This is a genomic window from Paraburkholderia sp. J94, assembly GCF_905220285.1.
Taxonomy (GTDB): Bacteria; Pseudomonadota; Gammaproteobacteria; order Burkholderiales; family Burkholderiaceae; genus Paraburkholderia; species Paraburkholderia tropica_A.
In genome coordinates this window covers 325,526-339,573 of the sequence record NZ_CAJMZH010000003.1, presented here as the reverse complement: position 1 = coordinate 339,573, position 14,048 = coordinate 325,526, and the positions used below count along the sequence as shown (strand labels likewise).

The 14,048-nt window shown below is 66.1% G+C and carries 15 protein-coding genes; 2 read left to right on the top strand and 13 right to left on the bottom strand.

Features of this window, described 5'->3' with window-relative positions; all coding sequences use genetic code 11:
- Nucleotides 1–52: 52 nt before the first annotated feature.
- Nucleotides 53–685, top strand: coding sequence for an oligoribonuclease (gene orn / locus U4Y88_RS07780; protein ID WP_224013028.1), 633 nt, complete (start codon nucleotides 53–55; stop codon nucleotides 683–685).
- Between the two features lie 93 nt (nucleotides 686–778).
- Here the strand turns inward: orn and mog are convergent, their stop codons facing one another.
- Nucleotides 779–1,414 (bottom strand): molybdopterin adenylyltransferase, encoded by a 636-nt coding sequence (gene mog / locus U4Y88_RS07775; protein WP_224013029.1) that lies wholly within the window; start codon nucleotides 1,412–1,414, stop codon nucleotides 779–781.
- Nucleotides 1,401–2,015 carry a ribosome biogenesis factor YjgA gene (gene yjgA, locus U4Y88_RS07770; protein WP_224013030.1) on the bottom strand — a complete coding sequence of 205 codons (615 nt, stop codon included), beginning with the start codon at nucleotides 2,013–2,015 and terminating at the stop codon, nucleotides 1,401–1,403. Before yjgA ends, mog begins: the two co-directional genes overlap by 14 nt.
- 247 nt (nucleotides 2,016–2,262) lie before the next feature.
- Between yjgA and pmbA the strand changes: the two genes are divergently transcribed.
- A complete protein-coding gene (gene pmbA / locus U4Y88_RS07765; protein ID WP_224013031.1) occupies nucleotides 2,263–3,633 on the top strand; it encodes a metalloprotease PmbA in 1,371 nt (456 codons plus the stop codon).
- A 102-nt stretch (nucleotides 3,634–3,735) separates the two neighbouring features.
- On the opposite strand, the gene U4Y88_RS07760 is transcribed toward pmbA, so the two are convergent.
- The 11 genes from U4Y88_RS07760 to U4Y88_RS07710 form a co-directional block, all read right to left on the bottom strand.
- Nucleotides 3,736–4,098 carry a transcriptional regulator gene (locus U4Y88_RS07760; protein ID WP_310631428.1) on the bottom strand — a complete coding sequence of 121 codons (363 nt, stop codon included), beginning with the start codon at nucleotides 4,096–4,098 and terminating at the stop codon, nucleotides 3,736–3,738.
- A 5-nt stretch (nucleotides 4,099–4,103) separates the two neighbouring features.
- On the bottom strand, nucleotides 4,104–4,406 hold the full coding sequence (locus tag U4Y88_RS07755; RefSeq protein WP_310631427.1) for a type II toxin-antitoxin system HigB family toxin: 303 nt from the start codon (nucleotides 4,404–4,406) through the stop codon (nucleotides 4,104–4,106).
- Nucleotides 4,407–4,509: 103 nt separating this feature from the next.
- A complete protein-coding gene (locus tag U4Y88_RS07750) occupies nucleotides 4,510–5,007 on the bottom strand; it encodes a dihydrofolate reductase (protein WP_224013032.1) in 498 nt (165 codons plus the stop codon).
- 125 nt (nucleotides 5,008–5,132) lie between these two features.
- The gene (locus U4Y88_RS07745) at nucleotides 5,133–6,716 is read right to left on the bottom strand and encodes a sigma 54-interacting transcriptional regulator (RefSeq protein ID WP_415774407.1); all 1,584 of its coding nucleotides are present in this window, start codon (nucleotides 6,714–6,716) and stop codon (nucleotides 5,133–5,135) included.
- 17 nt (nucleotides 6,717–6,733) lie between these two features.
- On the bottom strand, nucleotides 6,734–8,194 hold the full coding sequence (locus U4Y88_RS07740) for a hypothetical protein (RefSeq protein ID WP_224013047.1): 1,461 nt from the start codon (nucleotides 8,192–8,194) through the stop codon (nucleotides 6,734–6,736).
- 402 nt (nucleotides 8,195–8,596) lie between these two features.
- A complete protein-coding gene (locus U4Y88_RS07735) occupies nucleotides 8,597–9,436 on the bottom strand; it encodes a peptidase C39 (protein WP_224013035.1) in 840 nt (279 codons plus the stop codon).
- A 14-nt stretch (nucleotides 9,437–9,450) separates the two neighbouring features.
- Nucleotides 9,451–10,170, bottom strand: coding sequence for a C39 family peptidase (locus tag U4Y88_RS07730; RefSeq protein WP_321783246.1), 720 nt, complete (start codon nucleotides 10,168–10,170; stop codon nucleotides 9,451–9,453).
- A gap of 83 nt (nucleotides 10,171–10,253) precedes the next feature.
- Nucleotides 10,254–11,651 (bottom strand): hypothetical protein, encoded by a 1,398-nt coding sequence (locus tag U4Y88_RS07725; RefSeq protein ID WP_224013037.1) that lies wholly within the window; start codon nucleotides 11,649–11,651, stop codon nucleotides 10,254–10,256.
- 26 nt (nucleotides 11,652–11,677) lie between these two features.
- Nucleotides 11,678–12,313: a hypothetical protein gene (locus U4Y88_RS07720; protein ID WP_321783244.1), complete on the bottom strand. Its 636-nt coding sequence runs from the start codon at nucleotides 12,311–12,313 to the stop codon at nucleotides 11,678–11,680.
- Nucleotides 12,310–12,807: a hypothetical protein gene (locus tag U4Y88_RS07715; protein ID WP_224013039.1), complete on the bottom strand. Its 498-nt coding sequence runs from the start codon at nucleotides 12,805–12,807 to the stop codon at nucleotides 12,310–12,312. The genes U4Y88_RS07720 and U4Y88_RS07715 overlap by 4 nt, the downstream gene beginning before the upstream one ends.
- A gap of 129 nt (nucleotides 12,808–12,936) precedes the next feature.
- On the bottom strand, nucleotides 12,937–13,527 hold the full coding sequence (locus tag U4Y88_RS07710; RefSeq protein ID WP_321783242.1) for a hypothetical protein: 591 nt from the start codon (nucleotides 13,525–13,527) through the stop codon (nucleotides 12,937–12,939).
- Nucleotides 13,528–14,048 lie beyond the last annotated feature (521 nt).

Genomic DNA, 14,048 nt, shown 5'->3' with positions numbered 1-14,048 from the left:
GCGTTGCGCGCGCGGCGTCCCCATCGTGTTTCAGCGTTTCAGGTTCCCTTCCATGACTGACATCAATTCTGCCGATCCGGCGGGCCAGGCGACTCCGGCAATGGAGCGCACCGACATGAACCTGATCTGGCTCGACATGGAAATGACGGGGCTCGACCCCGATAACGACCGCATCATCGAAATCGCGGTGGTCGTGACCAATTCCACGCTCGACAAGATCGTCGAAGGCCCCGTGCTGGCGATCCACCAGTCCGAAGCCGTGCTCGACCGCATGGACGAGTGGAACCGCAACACGCATGGCCGCTCGGGCCTGACCGAGCGCGTGCGCGCGTCGACGGTGACCGAGGAAAGCGCGACCGAGGAAATCCTCGCGTTTCTCTCGCAGTACGTGCCGCCGGGCAAGTCGCCGATGTGCGGCAACTCGATCTGCCAGGACCGCCGCTTCATGGCGCGCTGGATGCCCACGCTCGAACGCTTCTTCCACTACCGCAACCTCGACGTCAGCACGCTCAAGGAACTGTGCCGCCGCTGGCAGCCCGCGATCTACAAGGGTTTCCAGAAGCGCGCGATGCACACGGCGCTGGCCGACATCCACGAGTCGATCGACGAGCTCAAGTACTACCGCGAGCACTTCCTGATTCCCTCGGCCAGCACGCCGGCGGATGCGCAGGCGGCGGCGAAGTAAGCCGCGCGGACCAGTGAGCATGTGAAAACGGCGCCCGAGGGCGCCGTTTCTGTTTGCTGCGTGCCTGCCGCGATGGACGGCGTGCCGCTCGGCTCAAACGCGCGGCGGACGCTGCGCGTTCTTGGGACGGAACGCCGCCACGATGGCCGGATCGGTCTCGATATACGGGCCGCCGATCAGGTCGATGCAATACGGCACCGCCGCGAAAATGCCCGGCACCTTCACGGCGCCTTCGGCGTCGCGCAGGCCTTCGAGCGTTTCCTTGATCGACTTCGGCTGTCCCGGCAGATTGATGATGAGCGCCGCGTGATCGTCGGTTTCGCGGATCACGGCGACCTGGCGCGACAGAATCGCCGTCGGCACGAAATTCAGGCTGATCTGGCGCATCTGCTCGCCGAAACCGGGCATTTCCTTGGTGGCGACCGCCAGCGTGGCCTCGGGCGTCACGTCGCGGCGCGCGGGGCCGGTGCCGCCCGTGGTCAGCACGAGGTCGCAGCCGAGGCCGTCGACGAGCGCCGTGAGCGTGGCCGAGATGGTGGCCGCGTCGTCGTGGATCAGGCGCGTTTCCGCGCGCCACGGCGATTTGAGCGTAGCGCCCAGCCATTCCATCAGCGACGGAATCCCTTTGTCCTCGTAGACGCCCGCGGTCGCGCGGTCGCTGACCGACACGAGGCCGATCACGAGTTCATCGCGCGGCGTGTCAGACCCGCTGCGCTCAGGCTTCGTCATCGTCGCGGTCCTCGTCGGCGCGCTCGTTTTCGGGGTGGTCGCCATCGTCGTCGCCCTGGGCGCTCGCGTCCTTGATCCACTGGAACAGCTCGCGGAAGTACTTGGGCGGCTTGGCCTGCTGCTGCTCGCGGCGGACGTTGCGGATCAGCGTGCGGCCTTCCTGCGGGTCGGCGGCGGGGTGCTGGCGGATGAATTCGGTCAGCGCGGCGTCGTCGGCGAGCAGCTTTTCGCGCGTGCGCTCGATCCAGTGCAGGCGCGCCGTGGCGGCCTTGTTCACGCCGCGGTACTCGTCGAAGGCGGTGCGCAGCGCGGCGACTTCGTCCTCGCGCAGACCGCGCATCATGCGGCCCACGTACTGGAGCTGGCGGCGCTTGCCTTCGTGGTCGGTGATGCGGCGCGCCTCGTGGACGGCGTCCGCGAGGTCTTCCGTCATCGGCATGCGCTTGAGCGCGTCTTTGGGCAGCTCGACGAGCGCCGTGCCCAGCTCCTGCAGCGCGGTCATTTCGCGCTTGAGCTGCGATTTGCTGGGGCGATCGTAACCGTTGTCGTCCTCTTCGGCGACAGCGTCGTTCATCGGTTGAATGCGGGTTTTGCGTTTCATGGGGCGTATTGTAGCGTGCGCGCGAGGCGGCATCGGACGGATGGGCCGCGCGCGCACGCCAGTGCGCCCGTGCGTGACCCGCGAGGCGGTGCGAGTCTGCCTGTATCCGTCGCGCGCCCGTGGTGCTGGGTGCGCGTTCGCATACCTTGCTATGATCGCGGAACGCGCCTGAACCAAGGGCGCCTGATGCGACACCTCCGACACACGACAAGCGGGCCGCCTGGCCCGAAACCGGACCGTAACGACAATGGCTGCAGACATCGAAGCCCGGCAACGTTTTTTCCCGCACACCCAGGACGAACTCAAGGAGATCGCGTCGGACATTCTCCGTCACGCGAAGACGCTCGGCGCGAGCGACGCGGCGACCGAGATCTCCGAAGGCGACGGCCTGTCGGTTTCCGTGCGGCGCGGCGAAGTCGAAACCATCGAGCATAACCGCGACAAGTCGGTCGGCGTGACCGTCTACATCGGCAACAAGCGCGGCAACGCGAGCACCTCGGACTTCTCCGCGCAGGCGCTCAAGGACACCGTGGCGGCCGCGTACAACATCGCGCGCTTCACCGCCGACGACGACTGCGCGGGCCTCGCCGAGCGCGACCTGCTGGAAACCGCGCCGCGCGACCTCGACCTCTATCATCCGTGGAGCCTGACCGCCGACGAGGCCGTCGACATCGCGCGCCGCGCCGAAGACGCCGCGTTCGCCACCGATCCGCGCGTGACCAACTCGGAAGGCGCGAGCGTGTCCGCGCAGCATTCGCAGTTCGTGCTGGCCACCTCGGGCGGCTTCATCCACGGCTATCCGTATTCGCGCCACTACGTCGCGTGCGCGCCCATCGCGGGCTCGGGCCGCAGCATGCAGCGCGACGACTGGTACACCTCGCGGCGCAGCGCGGGCGAGCTGGCCTCGCCCGAAGCGGTGGGCCGTTACGCCGCCGAACGCGCGCTGTCGCGCCTGAACGCGCGCGGCCTCGACACGCGCAAGGTGCCGGTGCTGTTCGAGGCGCCGCTGGCGGCGGGGCTGCTCGGCGCGTTCGTGCAGGCCGTGAGCGGCGGCGCGCTGTATCGCAAGACGTCGTTCCTCGTCGACAGCCTCGGCAAGCCGGTGTTCGCGCCGCATATCCAGATCATCGAAGACCCGCACGTGCCGCGCGCCGCGGGCAGCGCGCCGTTCGACGAGGAAGGCGTCCGCACGCAGCGCCGCGAAGTCGTCAAGGACGGCGTGGTGCAGGGCTATTTCCTCTCGTCGTACTCGGCGCGCAAGCTCGGCATGCAGACCACCGGCAACGCGGGCGGCTCGCACAACCTGCAACTGCAAAGCTCGCTGACGAAGCCCGAGGACGACTTCGAAGCCATGCTCAAGAAGCTCGGCACGGGCCTCCTGCTGACGGAGCTGATGGGGCAGGGCGTGAACTTCGTGACGGGCGACTATTCGCGCGGCGCGTCGGGCTTCTGGGTCGAGAACGGCAAGATCCAGTATCCGGTCGAGGAGATCACCGTGGCGTCGACGCTTCAGGAAATGTTCCACCACATCGTCGCGGTGGGCGCCGACACGCTCGCGCGCGGCACGCGTCAGACCGGCTCGGTGCTGATCGAGCGCATGACGGTGGCGGGGCAGTAAGGCACAGCAAGGGTAGTCAAGCGCGCGCGTTTCAGGCGCGCGAATGGAAAACGGCACGCCTGGGCGTGCCGTTTTTGTTTGGGCGATGAATCAAGCCATGGCTCAAGCCGCGCCGATAAGAATGTCGGCGGGGATGTGCAGTCCGGCATGCAGGCGCCGGATCATCGCGAGGCTCAACGCACGTTTGCCAGCGAGAACTTCGTAGACGCGATTCGCATTGCCGATGTACGGCTGCATATCGGGCACCGACAAGCCCTGCTGCTCCATGCGGAACTTGATCGCGTCGATCGGATCCGGGCTTTCCAGCGGGAAGTGTTCGGCTTCGTAACGTTCGACCAGGATCGAGAGAATCTCGAGCTCATCGCCTTCGGGCGTGCCGGATTCGGGGTCGGCGTCGACGAGCACGGACACAGCTGCGAGTGCAGCCTCGTAGTCTTCCTCGGTGTGCAGCGGTCGAATATCCATTGCCGTTACTCCAGTTCTACGGTTGCCGCGTCGATCCTGTCGTATGCGGTGTGCGTCCCGACGAATTTGATATAGACGACGCCGATGCGATAGGCCACCGCGACAATCAAGCGAAAGTCGTTGCCCTTGATGTTGAAGACCACACGGTTCTTGCCGACAAAACTGGCGGACGCGTAGTGCTCCTTGATGTCTTGCGGCGTTTTCCAGACGGCGCGCGTTGCTTCGGCATACCACGCGAGCAGCGCCTGCTCGGCTTGAGTGTGCTTCTGGATGAAGTCCAGCAGGGTCTTCCTGGCAACAATGCGCATGTGGGCTATTTTAGTCCCAATTTGGGACTTGGGCAAACTCGATCGTTATTTCCCGAAGTAAGGCGCGCGTCGGCGGTTTTGCGAACCGCGTGACGCCGCCCCCTCAATCCCGCCGCTCGTACGTCACGAAGGCGAAATCGAAATCGTTGGGCGCACTCCCGTGCAGCGTGTCGCGCGCGGTTTCCTGCCAGACGGCCGGATCGGGCGCGGGGAAGTGCGCGTCGCCCTCGAAGTCGGCGGCGATCTCGGTGACGATCAGCTTCTGCGCGAGCGCGATGCCTTCCGCGTAGAGCTGCGCGCCGCCGATCAGGAACGCCTCGGGCGCCTGATCCTGCGCGGCGAGCGCGAGCGCTTCCTCAAGGCTCGTGGCCGTGTCGCAGCCCGGAAAGCGCTTCGCGGCGTCGCGCGTCACGACGATGTTGCGGCGGCCCGGCAGCGCGCGGCCGATCGATTCGTGCGTCTTGCGGCCCATGACGATGGGCGCGCCCATCGTGGTGCGCTTGAAGAAGGCGAGGTCTTCGGGCAGGCGCCAGGGCAACTCGTTGTTGCGGCCGATCACGCCATTGCGGGCGCGAGCGACGATCAGGGTGAGCGTCGTCATCGAGAGTCGAAGTGCAAAAGGTTTGAAAGGTCAACCGCTTCGATTCTACCCGACGCCGTGCGCGCCCCCGCCGGCCCGCCGCCGCGGGGCGCTCGCTGCGTGCTCATTCGGCGCTTGTCTCTCGCTCATTCCGCTTCACCCGGCGCGGCCTCCGGCTGGTTCTCGGCCTCGCCGCCGAAGATCGTCTTTTCGTCGCGCAGGCCGTGCGTGCCCATGAGCCGGTAGAGCGTCACGCGCGAGATGCCGAGGTCGGCGGCCGCCTCGTTCAGACGATGCCGATGGCGCAGCAAGGCCGCTTCGATCGCGCGCTTTTCGGCGGCTTCGCGCGCGGCCGCGAGCGTGATCGTTTCCTGCTCGGAGAACTGGCCGAGGTCGAGGTCGTCGGCGGAAATGAGCTTGCTCTCGGCCATCACGATCGCGCGGCGCACGCGGTTGATCAGCTCGCGCACATTGCCGGGCCACGTGTAGTTGTACATGGCCTCGATCGCGTCGGGCGTGAAGCCGCGAATGCGCCGCGCGCTGTCCTGCTTGAACTTGTGCAGCACGTGATGGGCGAGGATTTCGATGTCCTTGCCGCGCGCGCGCAGCGGCGGTTCGTCGACGCGCAGCACGCACAGCCGATGGAACAGGTCCGCGCGGAAGCGCCCGTCGCGCATCGCGGCTTCGAGGTCGACGTGGGTCGCCGAAATGATGCGCACGTCGACGGAAATCTGCTCGCGCCCGCCGAGCCGTTCGATCTTGCCTTCCTGCAGGAAGCGCAGCAGGCTCGCCTGGCTTTCCATCGGCAGGTCGCCGATTTCGTCGAGAAACAGCGTGCCGCCGTTGGCCGCTTCCACGCGGCCGATCTTGCGCTGGTTCGCGCCCGTGAACGCGCCGCGTTCGTAGCCGAATAGTTCGGATTGCAGAAGATGATGCGGAATCGCGCCGCAGTTGATCGGCACGAACAGCGCCTTGCGGCGCGGCGAGCGCTCGTGAATCGCCAGCGCCGTCAGCTCCTTGCCGGTGCCCGATTCGCCCGAGATGAACACGGTCGCGTCCGTGTTCGCCACTTTGCGGATGGTGCGAAAGAGCTGCTGCATCGCTTCGCAGGTGCCGACCATCTCGTCTTCGTCCTGGCTCGCGGCCGCGGCAGGCGTTGCGTCGAGGTCGCAGAGCGTCACCATGCCGAACGCGTGGCCCACCAGATAGTCGAGCGTCGCGTGCGCGACCGGCAGGTGCACGTAGTCGAAGCAGTAGTGGCGGATCAGGCGGCGCACGTCGCGGTCGGCGAGGCGCTGTGCGTCGGTCAGCGCAATCCAGCCGACCTGCTGAAGACTCAGCGCCGCTTCGAGTCCGGCGATGTCGCGCGGCGCGAAGCCGGTCAGATCGACGATGCCGGCGCAGGCGGGTTCGGCCTTCACGAGACGCGCGGCCTCGTGCGCGGTCTTGGCCGTCGTGACCTGCCAGCCGCGGCTTTTCAGATGCGCGCTCAACTGCGTGTCGGGCGTGCGCGCGACGTACAGCAGCACGCGCTCCAGCTCGGCCGCGGGCCGCGCGTCGCTCGCGAGCGCAGCGGCGCCCGACGCAGCGACGCCCGTCACGGCCACGTCCGGCGCCGCCTTGCCCGGCCGCGCGGCGGAGGACGGCTGCTGGACGGCGGTCAAGGCGAGCCGCTGGCTCGCGCTGGCGAAAGATGTCACGGTGGCGCTCAGAGGTGAGGGTTCGCGCACGATCGGCCTCGTGTTCATCAGAAGGTGTAGGGGAAGCGCACGCCGACGACGAAGTTCGGCGCGTCGGGCGTGAGGCCCACCGACACCGCGCCGTTGATCGTCAGGTGCTTGTTGACCACGTGATTCAGGCCGAAATTGAGCACTGAGGCGGTCGTCTCGCTGCCCGGCACGCCGCTCCAGCCGCCGCCCGGCGCCTTGGTCTTCGACTGCGGCTCGATCGCCATCGTGTAGGAGATGCTGGCCGAATCCTTGTCGGAGAACGCGAGCGCGACGCCGCCGCCGAACTGGATGATGTCGCCGAGCTTCACTTCGGCCGGCTGCGTCTGGCCCACCACCGACGAGATATCGGAGAACGAGCGCGAGATGTTGTAGGTGTACGAAAAACTGCCGAACAGCACGACCGGGTCGTAGGTCTTGAGCACCGAGAGACCCGCCGTGACGTTCCAGAAGCCCGTGCCGGTGGGCAGCTTGCTGGGCGCGACGAGGTTGGTGTTGTCGGGTGTGAGCTGTACGACCTTGATGCCGAACGGCGAGGTGCCCGTGGGCGTTTTCACGCGCAGGCTGCCGACCACGTCGGGCATGTTGTTGGTTTCCTTCAGGAACTGGTAGTAGAGCCCGAAGTTGACGTCGCCGATCGCGTTCGAGTTCACCGACGCATCGGAGAGCGAGCTTGCCGCGCCGCCCGCGCCGCCGACGATGAAGCTGCTGTGGCGGTAGATGTACGGCACGTCCACGTCGATGCTCATGCGGTCGGTGAGACCGTAGCGCACGTCCAGATCGGCCATCACCTGGTGAGACTTGGTCTGACCGAGGTTGATGTTGCCGAGGAAGATCGCGTCGAGCGCGAGGAAGCCCGAGAGCTGAAGCTGGCGGCGATCGTAGTAGGTGTCGCTGATCCCCCAGTCGAGCGTGAGCTTGTGGTCGAACAGCGGCGCATGCTCGCGCTCGACGACGGCCTGCTCGGCCTGGGTGCGGGTCGGCTGCGCGTCCTTCTGCGTTTCGCCGACGGTCGGATTCACGCCGACCGGCGCACCTTGCTGCGGGCCGCTCGCGGCGGAAGCGCCGGTCGCGCCGCTGGTCGCGCCGGCGTCGGGCGAGGGCGGATTGACGGGCACGCCGGTGGCGGTGCCGGTGAGCGCGCCGGGCGCGTTGGCGCCGGGCAGCGCCTGGGCGAGCGGCGGCAGCGGCACCGGCAGGCCGTCGGCGCCGGGCTGCTCGCCGACGAGCGCGGCGCCCTCGGGCGCACCCGCGCCCGGCACGCCGCGTCCACGCTGCGCCATTTCGAGGTTCGTCACCTGACGCTCGAGCGACTGGATCTGACGCTGCTGCTCGTCGACCACGCGCATCAGCGTATTGAGCCGGTCCTCGATCGACTGGCCTTGCAGGGCTTGCGCGTTGGCGGTTTGCGCGAGCGTCAAAAGCAGGACTGCTGCTGGAATGGCGGCGAGCGAAAATCGCGGCGCCGCCGTTCTGGACATCATGTTCATTGTTCTTCCCCCGGATCGAAAGCGGGCGCATGACGAAACCCCCTGGTTCCGCGCCCGCGCACGTCGATGCACTTTCCCGATGCTTCTGCGCGGGGCCGTTGCCCGCGTTGTCGTCTCCTTGCTGGTCTCCTCGCTCGGACCGTCGTTGGCGGATGGACGGTCCGGCGTTGCTGGTTGCTGGCGGTCAAGGTGCTGCGTGTTCTCGATGCTCGTTGTCGGTACGCGTTGTCAGTGTTCTTTCGGTGTTTCCTCGGTGTTTCCCTTGGTGTTTCTTTTGGCGCCCGTTGTTGGCTTCTTCGTTCGCTTTTTCGTTTGCTTCGTTGTTCGCTTCGTTGTTCGTTTTGTCGTTCGCTTCCTGATTTGCTTGGTTACCCCAGCTTGTTAGCCCCGTCGTCAGCGAACATTGCGCAGCGCCTGCAGCACGCCGCTCTGCCGGATCATTTGCGCGCTCATCTGCTGCGTCTGCAGGTTGAGCTGCAACTGATTGGCGACCTTCTGGTTATTGCCCGCGATCTGCAGCAGCTGGGCGATCGCGCCGGCTTGTTGCGCGCCGCTCGGGACGATGTTCTGCGTCGCGACGCCCGCGGGTGTCTGCAGCGTCACGTTGATGCCGTTGCTGCCGAACGCGATGCCGGCGCGGATGGTGCCGTTCGCGTTCTGCGCCGAGGCGCTCGACTGGTTCATGCCGGCCTGGCCCGCGAGCTGCGCGGCCGGATTCGCGAAGTCGATGGTCGCGCCGTTGACGCCCACGTTGCTGTTGCCGGCGACCTGGGTGATCTGCGAGACGCCGTTGATCATCAGGTTCTGGCCGCCGTTGGCCGATGCGTTCGGCGAGGCGCCGCTGTTGCCCGCGTTCGTGCCGACCGGATCGGTCACTTTCGCGAGGCTCTGCACGCTCGCGCTCAGCTGGTTGGCGGTGTTCTGCGAGACCGACAGCGAGCCTTGCGCCACGGCGCTCGCGCCGTTCGGCAGCTGCCATTGCGACAGCACGGTGAGGACGAAGCCGGAGATCATGTTGCTGCCGGCGTACTTGCCGGACTGATGGGCGAGCACGTCGTCGCCGACGGGTTCGCAGCGCACAGGCTGCGCATCGACGCCGCCTGCCGACAGGAACGCAGGCGTGGCGGCCTGGGTCGCGGCGAGGCTTTCGGCGGCCGATGCACCACTCGCATACGCGCAGGCGAGCGCGCAGATGCCTGCCGCGATGCCACACTGGGAGAGGTTGCGGTTCATGACTCTTGTGTGATTCAGAACATGACGGCCTTGTCGAGGCCGTATTCGAAGAAGGGCGTCGCGGCCGTGCCGTTGAGCAGGGCGTTTTCACGCAGCTTCAGCGCCAGCGACTCGTTGTTCTGCAACAGCGGAGAGTCCTCCAGAAACGGTTTGCCGAGCACGGCGAAGACGAGGCCATTCCACGTCTTCGCGAAGTCGTCCTCGGCGACGATGCGATTGCCAAGCGCGGGATCGGCGATGAACACGCGGCCGTTTTCGGCGTGCTTGACGATCACGAAGTGTTCGTAGCCGTCGATGTTCATCAGCACGAGCACGGGAATCTGCAGGTGATAGAGCGCGTCGGTGTTGACGCGAAAGCCTCGCCCGCGCAGTCCGACCGTCTCGACGAACTTCTTCATGTCGAGCATGGAGAAGCCGTTCTTGACGACCACTTCGGGCGTGGAGAACACCATCATGCGGCGGATCATTTCGGGCTCCGGAATGTCGATTCCGTAGCCGTACTTGAGCAGCGTCGCGAGCGCGGCCGCACCACAGCTGTAGTCGTATTGCTGATTGACGATGCTGGAGTAGCGGATGTCCCTCATCGACCGCACGGGCATCTTCACTGGCACGCCGATCAGATGCGTGGCGTCGATGCTCGATTGCGCGCGGCAAGGTGCGAAAGCCGCGGTGACGGCGAACGTCAGCGCGACAAGGCACACCCTGGACGCCGGGGACGACAAAGGCCCGGACATGGAGGTCTCCTGCTGTTGAACGCGTCGGCCGGCGTTGCCGCGGCCGACGCGTGCACTACCCCTGAAGACTGCTCGCTTGCTGCTTACTTGCCGACGACCGGCACGCTCATGGCCGCGATGGCGAGGCCGTTGTGCTGGACGTTGCCGACACCGCCGGCGATATTCACGCCGATGTTGCCGGTTGCGTTGGCGAGCGCGCCTGAACCCAGCATGGCCGTACCGGCGAAGCTGCCCTGGAAGGACGTATTCGCGGTCTGGCTCGTCTGGTCGGTCGCGACCATCGCATACGACGCGTTGGCGCCGCTCGTCGTGGTCGAGGCAGCCAGGCTGTTGTTCTGCGCGTTGCCGACACCCGAGGCCACGTTCACGCCGATGTTGCCGGTGGCGCCTGCCAGGGCGTTGTTGCCGACGCCGGCGTTGAGCACGTAGTTGTTGACCTTCACGTTGCCGCCGGACGATTGCGTGTTGAAGATCTGCGCGTTGCCGAACACGTTGCCCGCGTCGACGGCGGCGAGCGAAGCGTCGTTGCTCTGCGCGTTGTTCACGCCTTCGGCGATGTTCACGCCGATGTTGCCCGAAGCGCCCTTGGCCGCGCCGTCACCGGTCGTGGCCGTCAGCGTGTTGGCCGGCTGGTTGTTGAAGTGCTGCGTGACCGAGCCCGTCACCGTCACGTCGGTCGTGGCGAGCGACGAGTCGATGCCCCACTTGATCGAGCCGCCCTTATTGGTCTTCGACGACGTGTCCTTGTAGCTCGACGACTGCTCGCCATACGCTACGTAGCCCGAACCTTCCTTGGCCTGATAGGACCAGCTCTTGCCCTGGCCCGAACCTTCCGTCGCTTCGAAGTAGCCGCCGACGCCCGAGCCCTTGGCGTAGCTCGATTCGTTGTAGCCGGCCGACAGGCTGCCCTTGGCCTGGAAGGCGTCGTAGCCCGAGTGACGGCCGTTGTAGGCGACGTAGCTCAGCGAGCCGCTAGCCTTGCCGCTGGCGGAGATATGCGCGCCCTGGCTTTGCTGCGTGTTGTAGAAGTAGCCGCCGATCCCGGCGCTTTGCTGGCTGTATTCATAGCCGCCGCCCTGGACCTGCTTGCTCTGCTGGCCATAGACGTAGCCGGCCGAAGCCTGAGAGCCCTGGGCGCTGGTTTGCTTCGACGAGCTCCACGTCGACACATCGACGAAGGCCGAGCCGCCGCCCTTGGCCGAGGTGTACGAGTTGTTGACGTGCGTCGTGATCGAGCCGCTCGTGTAGTTCGCGGGGTTCGGCTTCATCGAAATATTGTTCGACGTGACCATCTGGTTGTTGTTGACCACGGCCCCTGCCGTGCTGCTGACGCTCACGCAGCCGAACAGCGTGATCCAGCCTTCGATGCCCACGCGTTCACCGACGATGGTGGCATTGAAGATGTACGGATCTTTCGGGCTTGCGAGGGCGCTACCGGAAACGGCGGCGAGGACAGCTGCAGCAATGAGAGTGCGCTTCATGATTTCGCTCCGATACTGATCGTCAGTTAGAAAAGAGTGCCCGCCGGGGGACGGAGCACAAAACTATTTGCCGTAGCGTTACCGGCGCCAGCGGTCTGGTTCACCTGCACGAGACCCGTTGCATTCCTGAAAGCCGAGCTGGAAATACCGGCTTCACGAATGCCACTGGTCTGCACCATTTGCCCCCTACCACCGTTCGACGCAGCCGCCGCGGACAGATCGCCATCCGAGACGGTTTCAACACCCATCGCGGCAGTGCCGATCTGCGCACTGTTGCTCTGGAGATTCGCCACGCCCGCCGACTGGTTCACCATCACCGCGCCGGACGTGTTCGCAAATGCGTTGCTGCCGATCGTGGCCGTGGCGTTGTTCAGCCGCGCCGCGGCGCCCGCATCCTGCGAAATGAAGTTGCCGTTGACGACCACGGTGCCGCCGGTGGCGATCGTCAACTGGTTCGCTTGCGCGTTGTTCAGCCCCGAGGTCTCGTTCACCGCGAGCGCGCCGGTCACGCCGGTGCCGGCACCCGGTGCGATCACCGAATAGCCGCTCACGACGGCCTGGGCGTGCGCCGCGCCGCTGGCGGCCAGCGCGGCGCCGAGCGCAAGCGCGGCACCAAGACGAGACAGAGGGGCAGCCGGACGTCCGCTCAGACGTGGGTTCATTTGAGCGCTCCGAGTGCGCCGGTGAGCGGCGCGAGCGCGCTCGTCACCGAGGAGGAAATGGTGGCGCCGAGGCCGCCGCCGCCCGCCTGGGCGCCTGCGCCGAGCGGCACGTTGCCGCCGGTCTGGTTGCCCGCGAGGATGCGCGTGACGGCCTGCATGCCCGCGCCTCCGCCGCCGAGCGCGGCGCCCGTGTTGACGCCGCTCGAACCGCGCGCGTTGGTGAGGTCGGTGTCCGAAACGAGCTGGGCGATGGCCGGATCGAAACTGTTCTTCGGGAAGGTCGTGGCGCGCACGGCGACCGGATCCTGGCTCTTGGGCACGGTGTCGAACGCGCTGCGCGGCGTGATGTTGCGCTCGATGATGATGTCGCCGGGATTGGTCACCTGCTGTGCGCCGGCGCTCGCCGCGAGCAGGGCGGCGCAGGCGCCGCACACGGCTGCGGCGATGCGCGGGCGACACGCGCCCGTCACGGGCGCCGTAAGGCGTTCGTTCATGCTGGTCTCCGTCTCCACTCGGGGCGGCGTCCTGTGCGCGCCGCTCCCGGTCCGCGCCACGAACGGCGCGGTTAGTTCGCGATGATTGCGTCTGGTTGTCAGGCTTCCGTTGTTCTGCCGCGGTGCCGGCTAGCGGCGGAAGTAGCTGGCGGTGTTCCCTTGGGCCGCCTGGCTATCGACCGGAATCGGGATCGGCGTGGGCGGTGCGATCTCGTCCCACAGCGTCACGCTGCCGCCGCGCATCAGTTGCGGCGTGGCGGCGACCATCACCATGCCCACGGCGCCGCCGCGCTGGCGGGCGAGCGTCTGGTCGTCGAGCATGCCGACGCCCGCGAGAATGCCGTCGTCGCCATGGTCGCCGGCCTGGCCGGGATCGGCGGCCAGCGGCGCGCTGCCGTTCCAGCTGTCGTCGTTATGGTTTTGCGCCTCGGTCTGGGGCTGGCCCGGGTTCGGACCGATGTCGGCGGTCAGCGGGTCGGCCTTGAGCGTCGCGGGTGCGTTGGCGGGATCGGCCGACGCGGCGACTGTGATTGGAGCGGTTGTTGCAGAAACGACATCCGCGCTCGCTGCACTCACGGTCAGCGCGTCGTGCGCGGCGGTTGCGCCCGCACCGGCTGCGTCGGTGGCGCTCTGGGCGCACACGGCCGGCGAAAGGACGAACAGCGGGACGAGCAGTACGGCGGGAATCAGCACGGCCGCGAGGGCGGAACCGTAGCTCATGACACTGCGCCGGACGTTCGGGTGATTGGGTCGCATGGCGTATCTCCTGGTGCGACTCATTTAGCGAAACGTGTGCCATGCCACGCAATCCATTGATACGCCGGGGTTCCTGTTATTTTCTGCGGATTTTGAATTGCGGATTTTCGCGAAAATGTTTCAGCGCTGAAACGTCACCCTCTTTAAAGCGCTGAAATCCGTCTGTGAGTTTCAGCGGAGAACGTTTGCGAGGCAGGTTTTTGAATTACGTGTTACGCGTAACGCGTTACGTAATTTCGGTACGTTGGGAACGTCAATTGCGCCATGTATGCGAATAATTTTCCTCTTACGTATCAACGCCAAGGGCCTGGAAGCATTTCCATCGAACCCTTATGCATTCACGTCGCATAAATCCTGTTCAACTCCCGGGCGCATATAGTAAGCTTCAGAAAAACGCGTAATGCCGATAACAGATAACTAAAGCCCACGCATGGGCACGTTGACACACACGCCGCAGCTCGGGGATTCAACGTCAGCAAAAAGTT

What these genes read in the sequence shown, in the direction of transcription:
- orn (WP_224013028.1), top strand. Translation starts at nt 53, where the DNA reads ATGACTGACATCAATTCTGCCGATCCGGCGGGCCAGGCGACTCCGGCA.
- mog (WP_224013029.1), bottom strand. Translation starts at nt 1,414, where the DNA reads ATGACGAAGCCTGAGCGCAGCGGGTCTGACACGCCGCGCGATGAACTC.
- yjgA (WP_224013030.1), bottom strand. Translation starts at nt 2,015, where the DNA reads ATGAAACGCAAAACCCGCATTCAACCGATGAACGACGCTGTCGCCGAA.
- pmbA (WP_224013031.1), top strand. Translation starts at nt 2,263, where the DNA reads ATGGCTGCAGACATCGAAGCCCGGCAACGTTTTTTCCCGCACACCCAG.
- U4Y88_RS07760 (WP_310631428.1), bottom strand. Translation starts at nt 4,098, where the DNA reads ATGGATATTCGACCGCTGCACACCGAGGAAGACTACGAGGCTGCACTC.
- U4Y88_RS07755 (WP_310631427.1), bottom strand. Translation starts at nt 4,406, where the DNA reads ATGCGCATTGTTGCCAGGAAGACCCTGCTGGACTTCATCCAGAAGCAC.
- U4Y88_RS07750 (WP_224013032.1), bottom strand. Translation starts at nt 5,007, where the DNA reads ATGACGACGCTCACCCTGATCGTCGCTCGCGCCCGCAATGGCGTGATC.
- U4Y88_RS07740 (WP_224013047.1), bottom strand. Translation starts at nt 8,194, where the DNA reads ATGTCCAGAACGGCGGCGCCGCGATTTTCGCTCGCCGCCATTCCAGCA.
- U4Y88_RS07735 (WP_224013035.1), bottom strand. Translation starts at nt 9,436, where the DNA reads ATGAACCGCAACCTCTCCCAGTGTGGCATCGCGGCAGGCATCTGCGCG.
- U4Y88_RS07730 (WP_321783246.1), bottom strand. Translation starts at nt 10,170, where the DNA reads ATGTCCGGGCCTTTGTCGTCCCCGGCGTCCAGGGTGTGCCTTGTCGCG.
- U4Y88_RS07725 (WP_224013037.1), bottom strand. Translation starts at nt 11,651, where the DNA reads ATGAAGCGCACTCTCATTGCTGCAGCTGTCCTCGCCGCCGTTTCCGGT.
- U4Y88_RS07720 (WP_321783244.1), bottom strand. Translation starts at nt 12,313, where the DNA reads ATGAACCCACGTCTGAGCGGACGTCCGGCTGCCCCTCTGTCTCGTCTT.
- U4Y88_RS07715 (WP_224013039.1), bottom strand. Translation starts at nt 12,807, where the DNA reads ATGAACGAACGCCTTACGGCGCCCGTGACGGGCGCGTGTCGCCCGCGC.
- U4Y88_RS07710 (WP_321783242.1), bottom strand. Translation starts at nt 13,527, where the DNA reads ATGAGCTACGGTTCCGCCCTCGCGGCCGTGCTGATTCCCGCCGTACTG.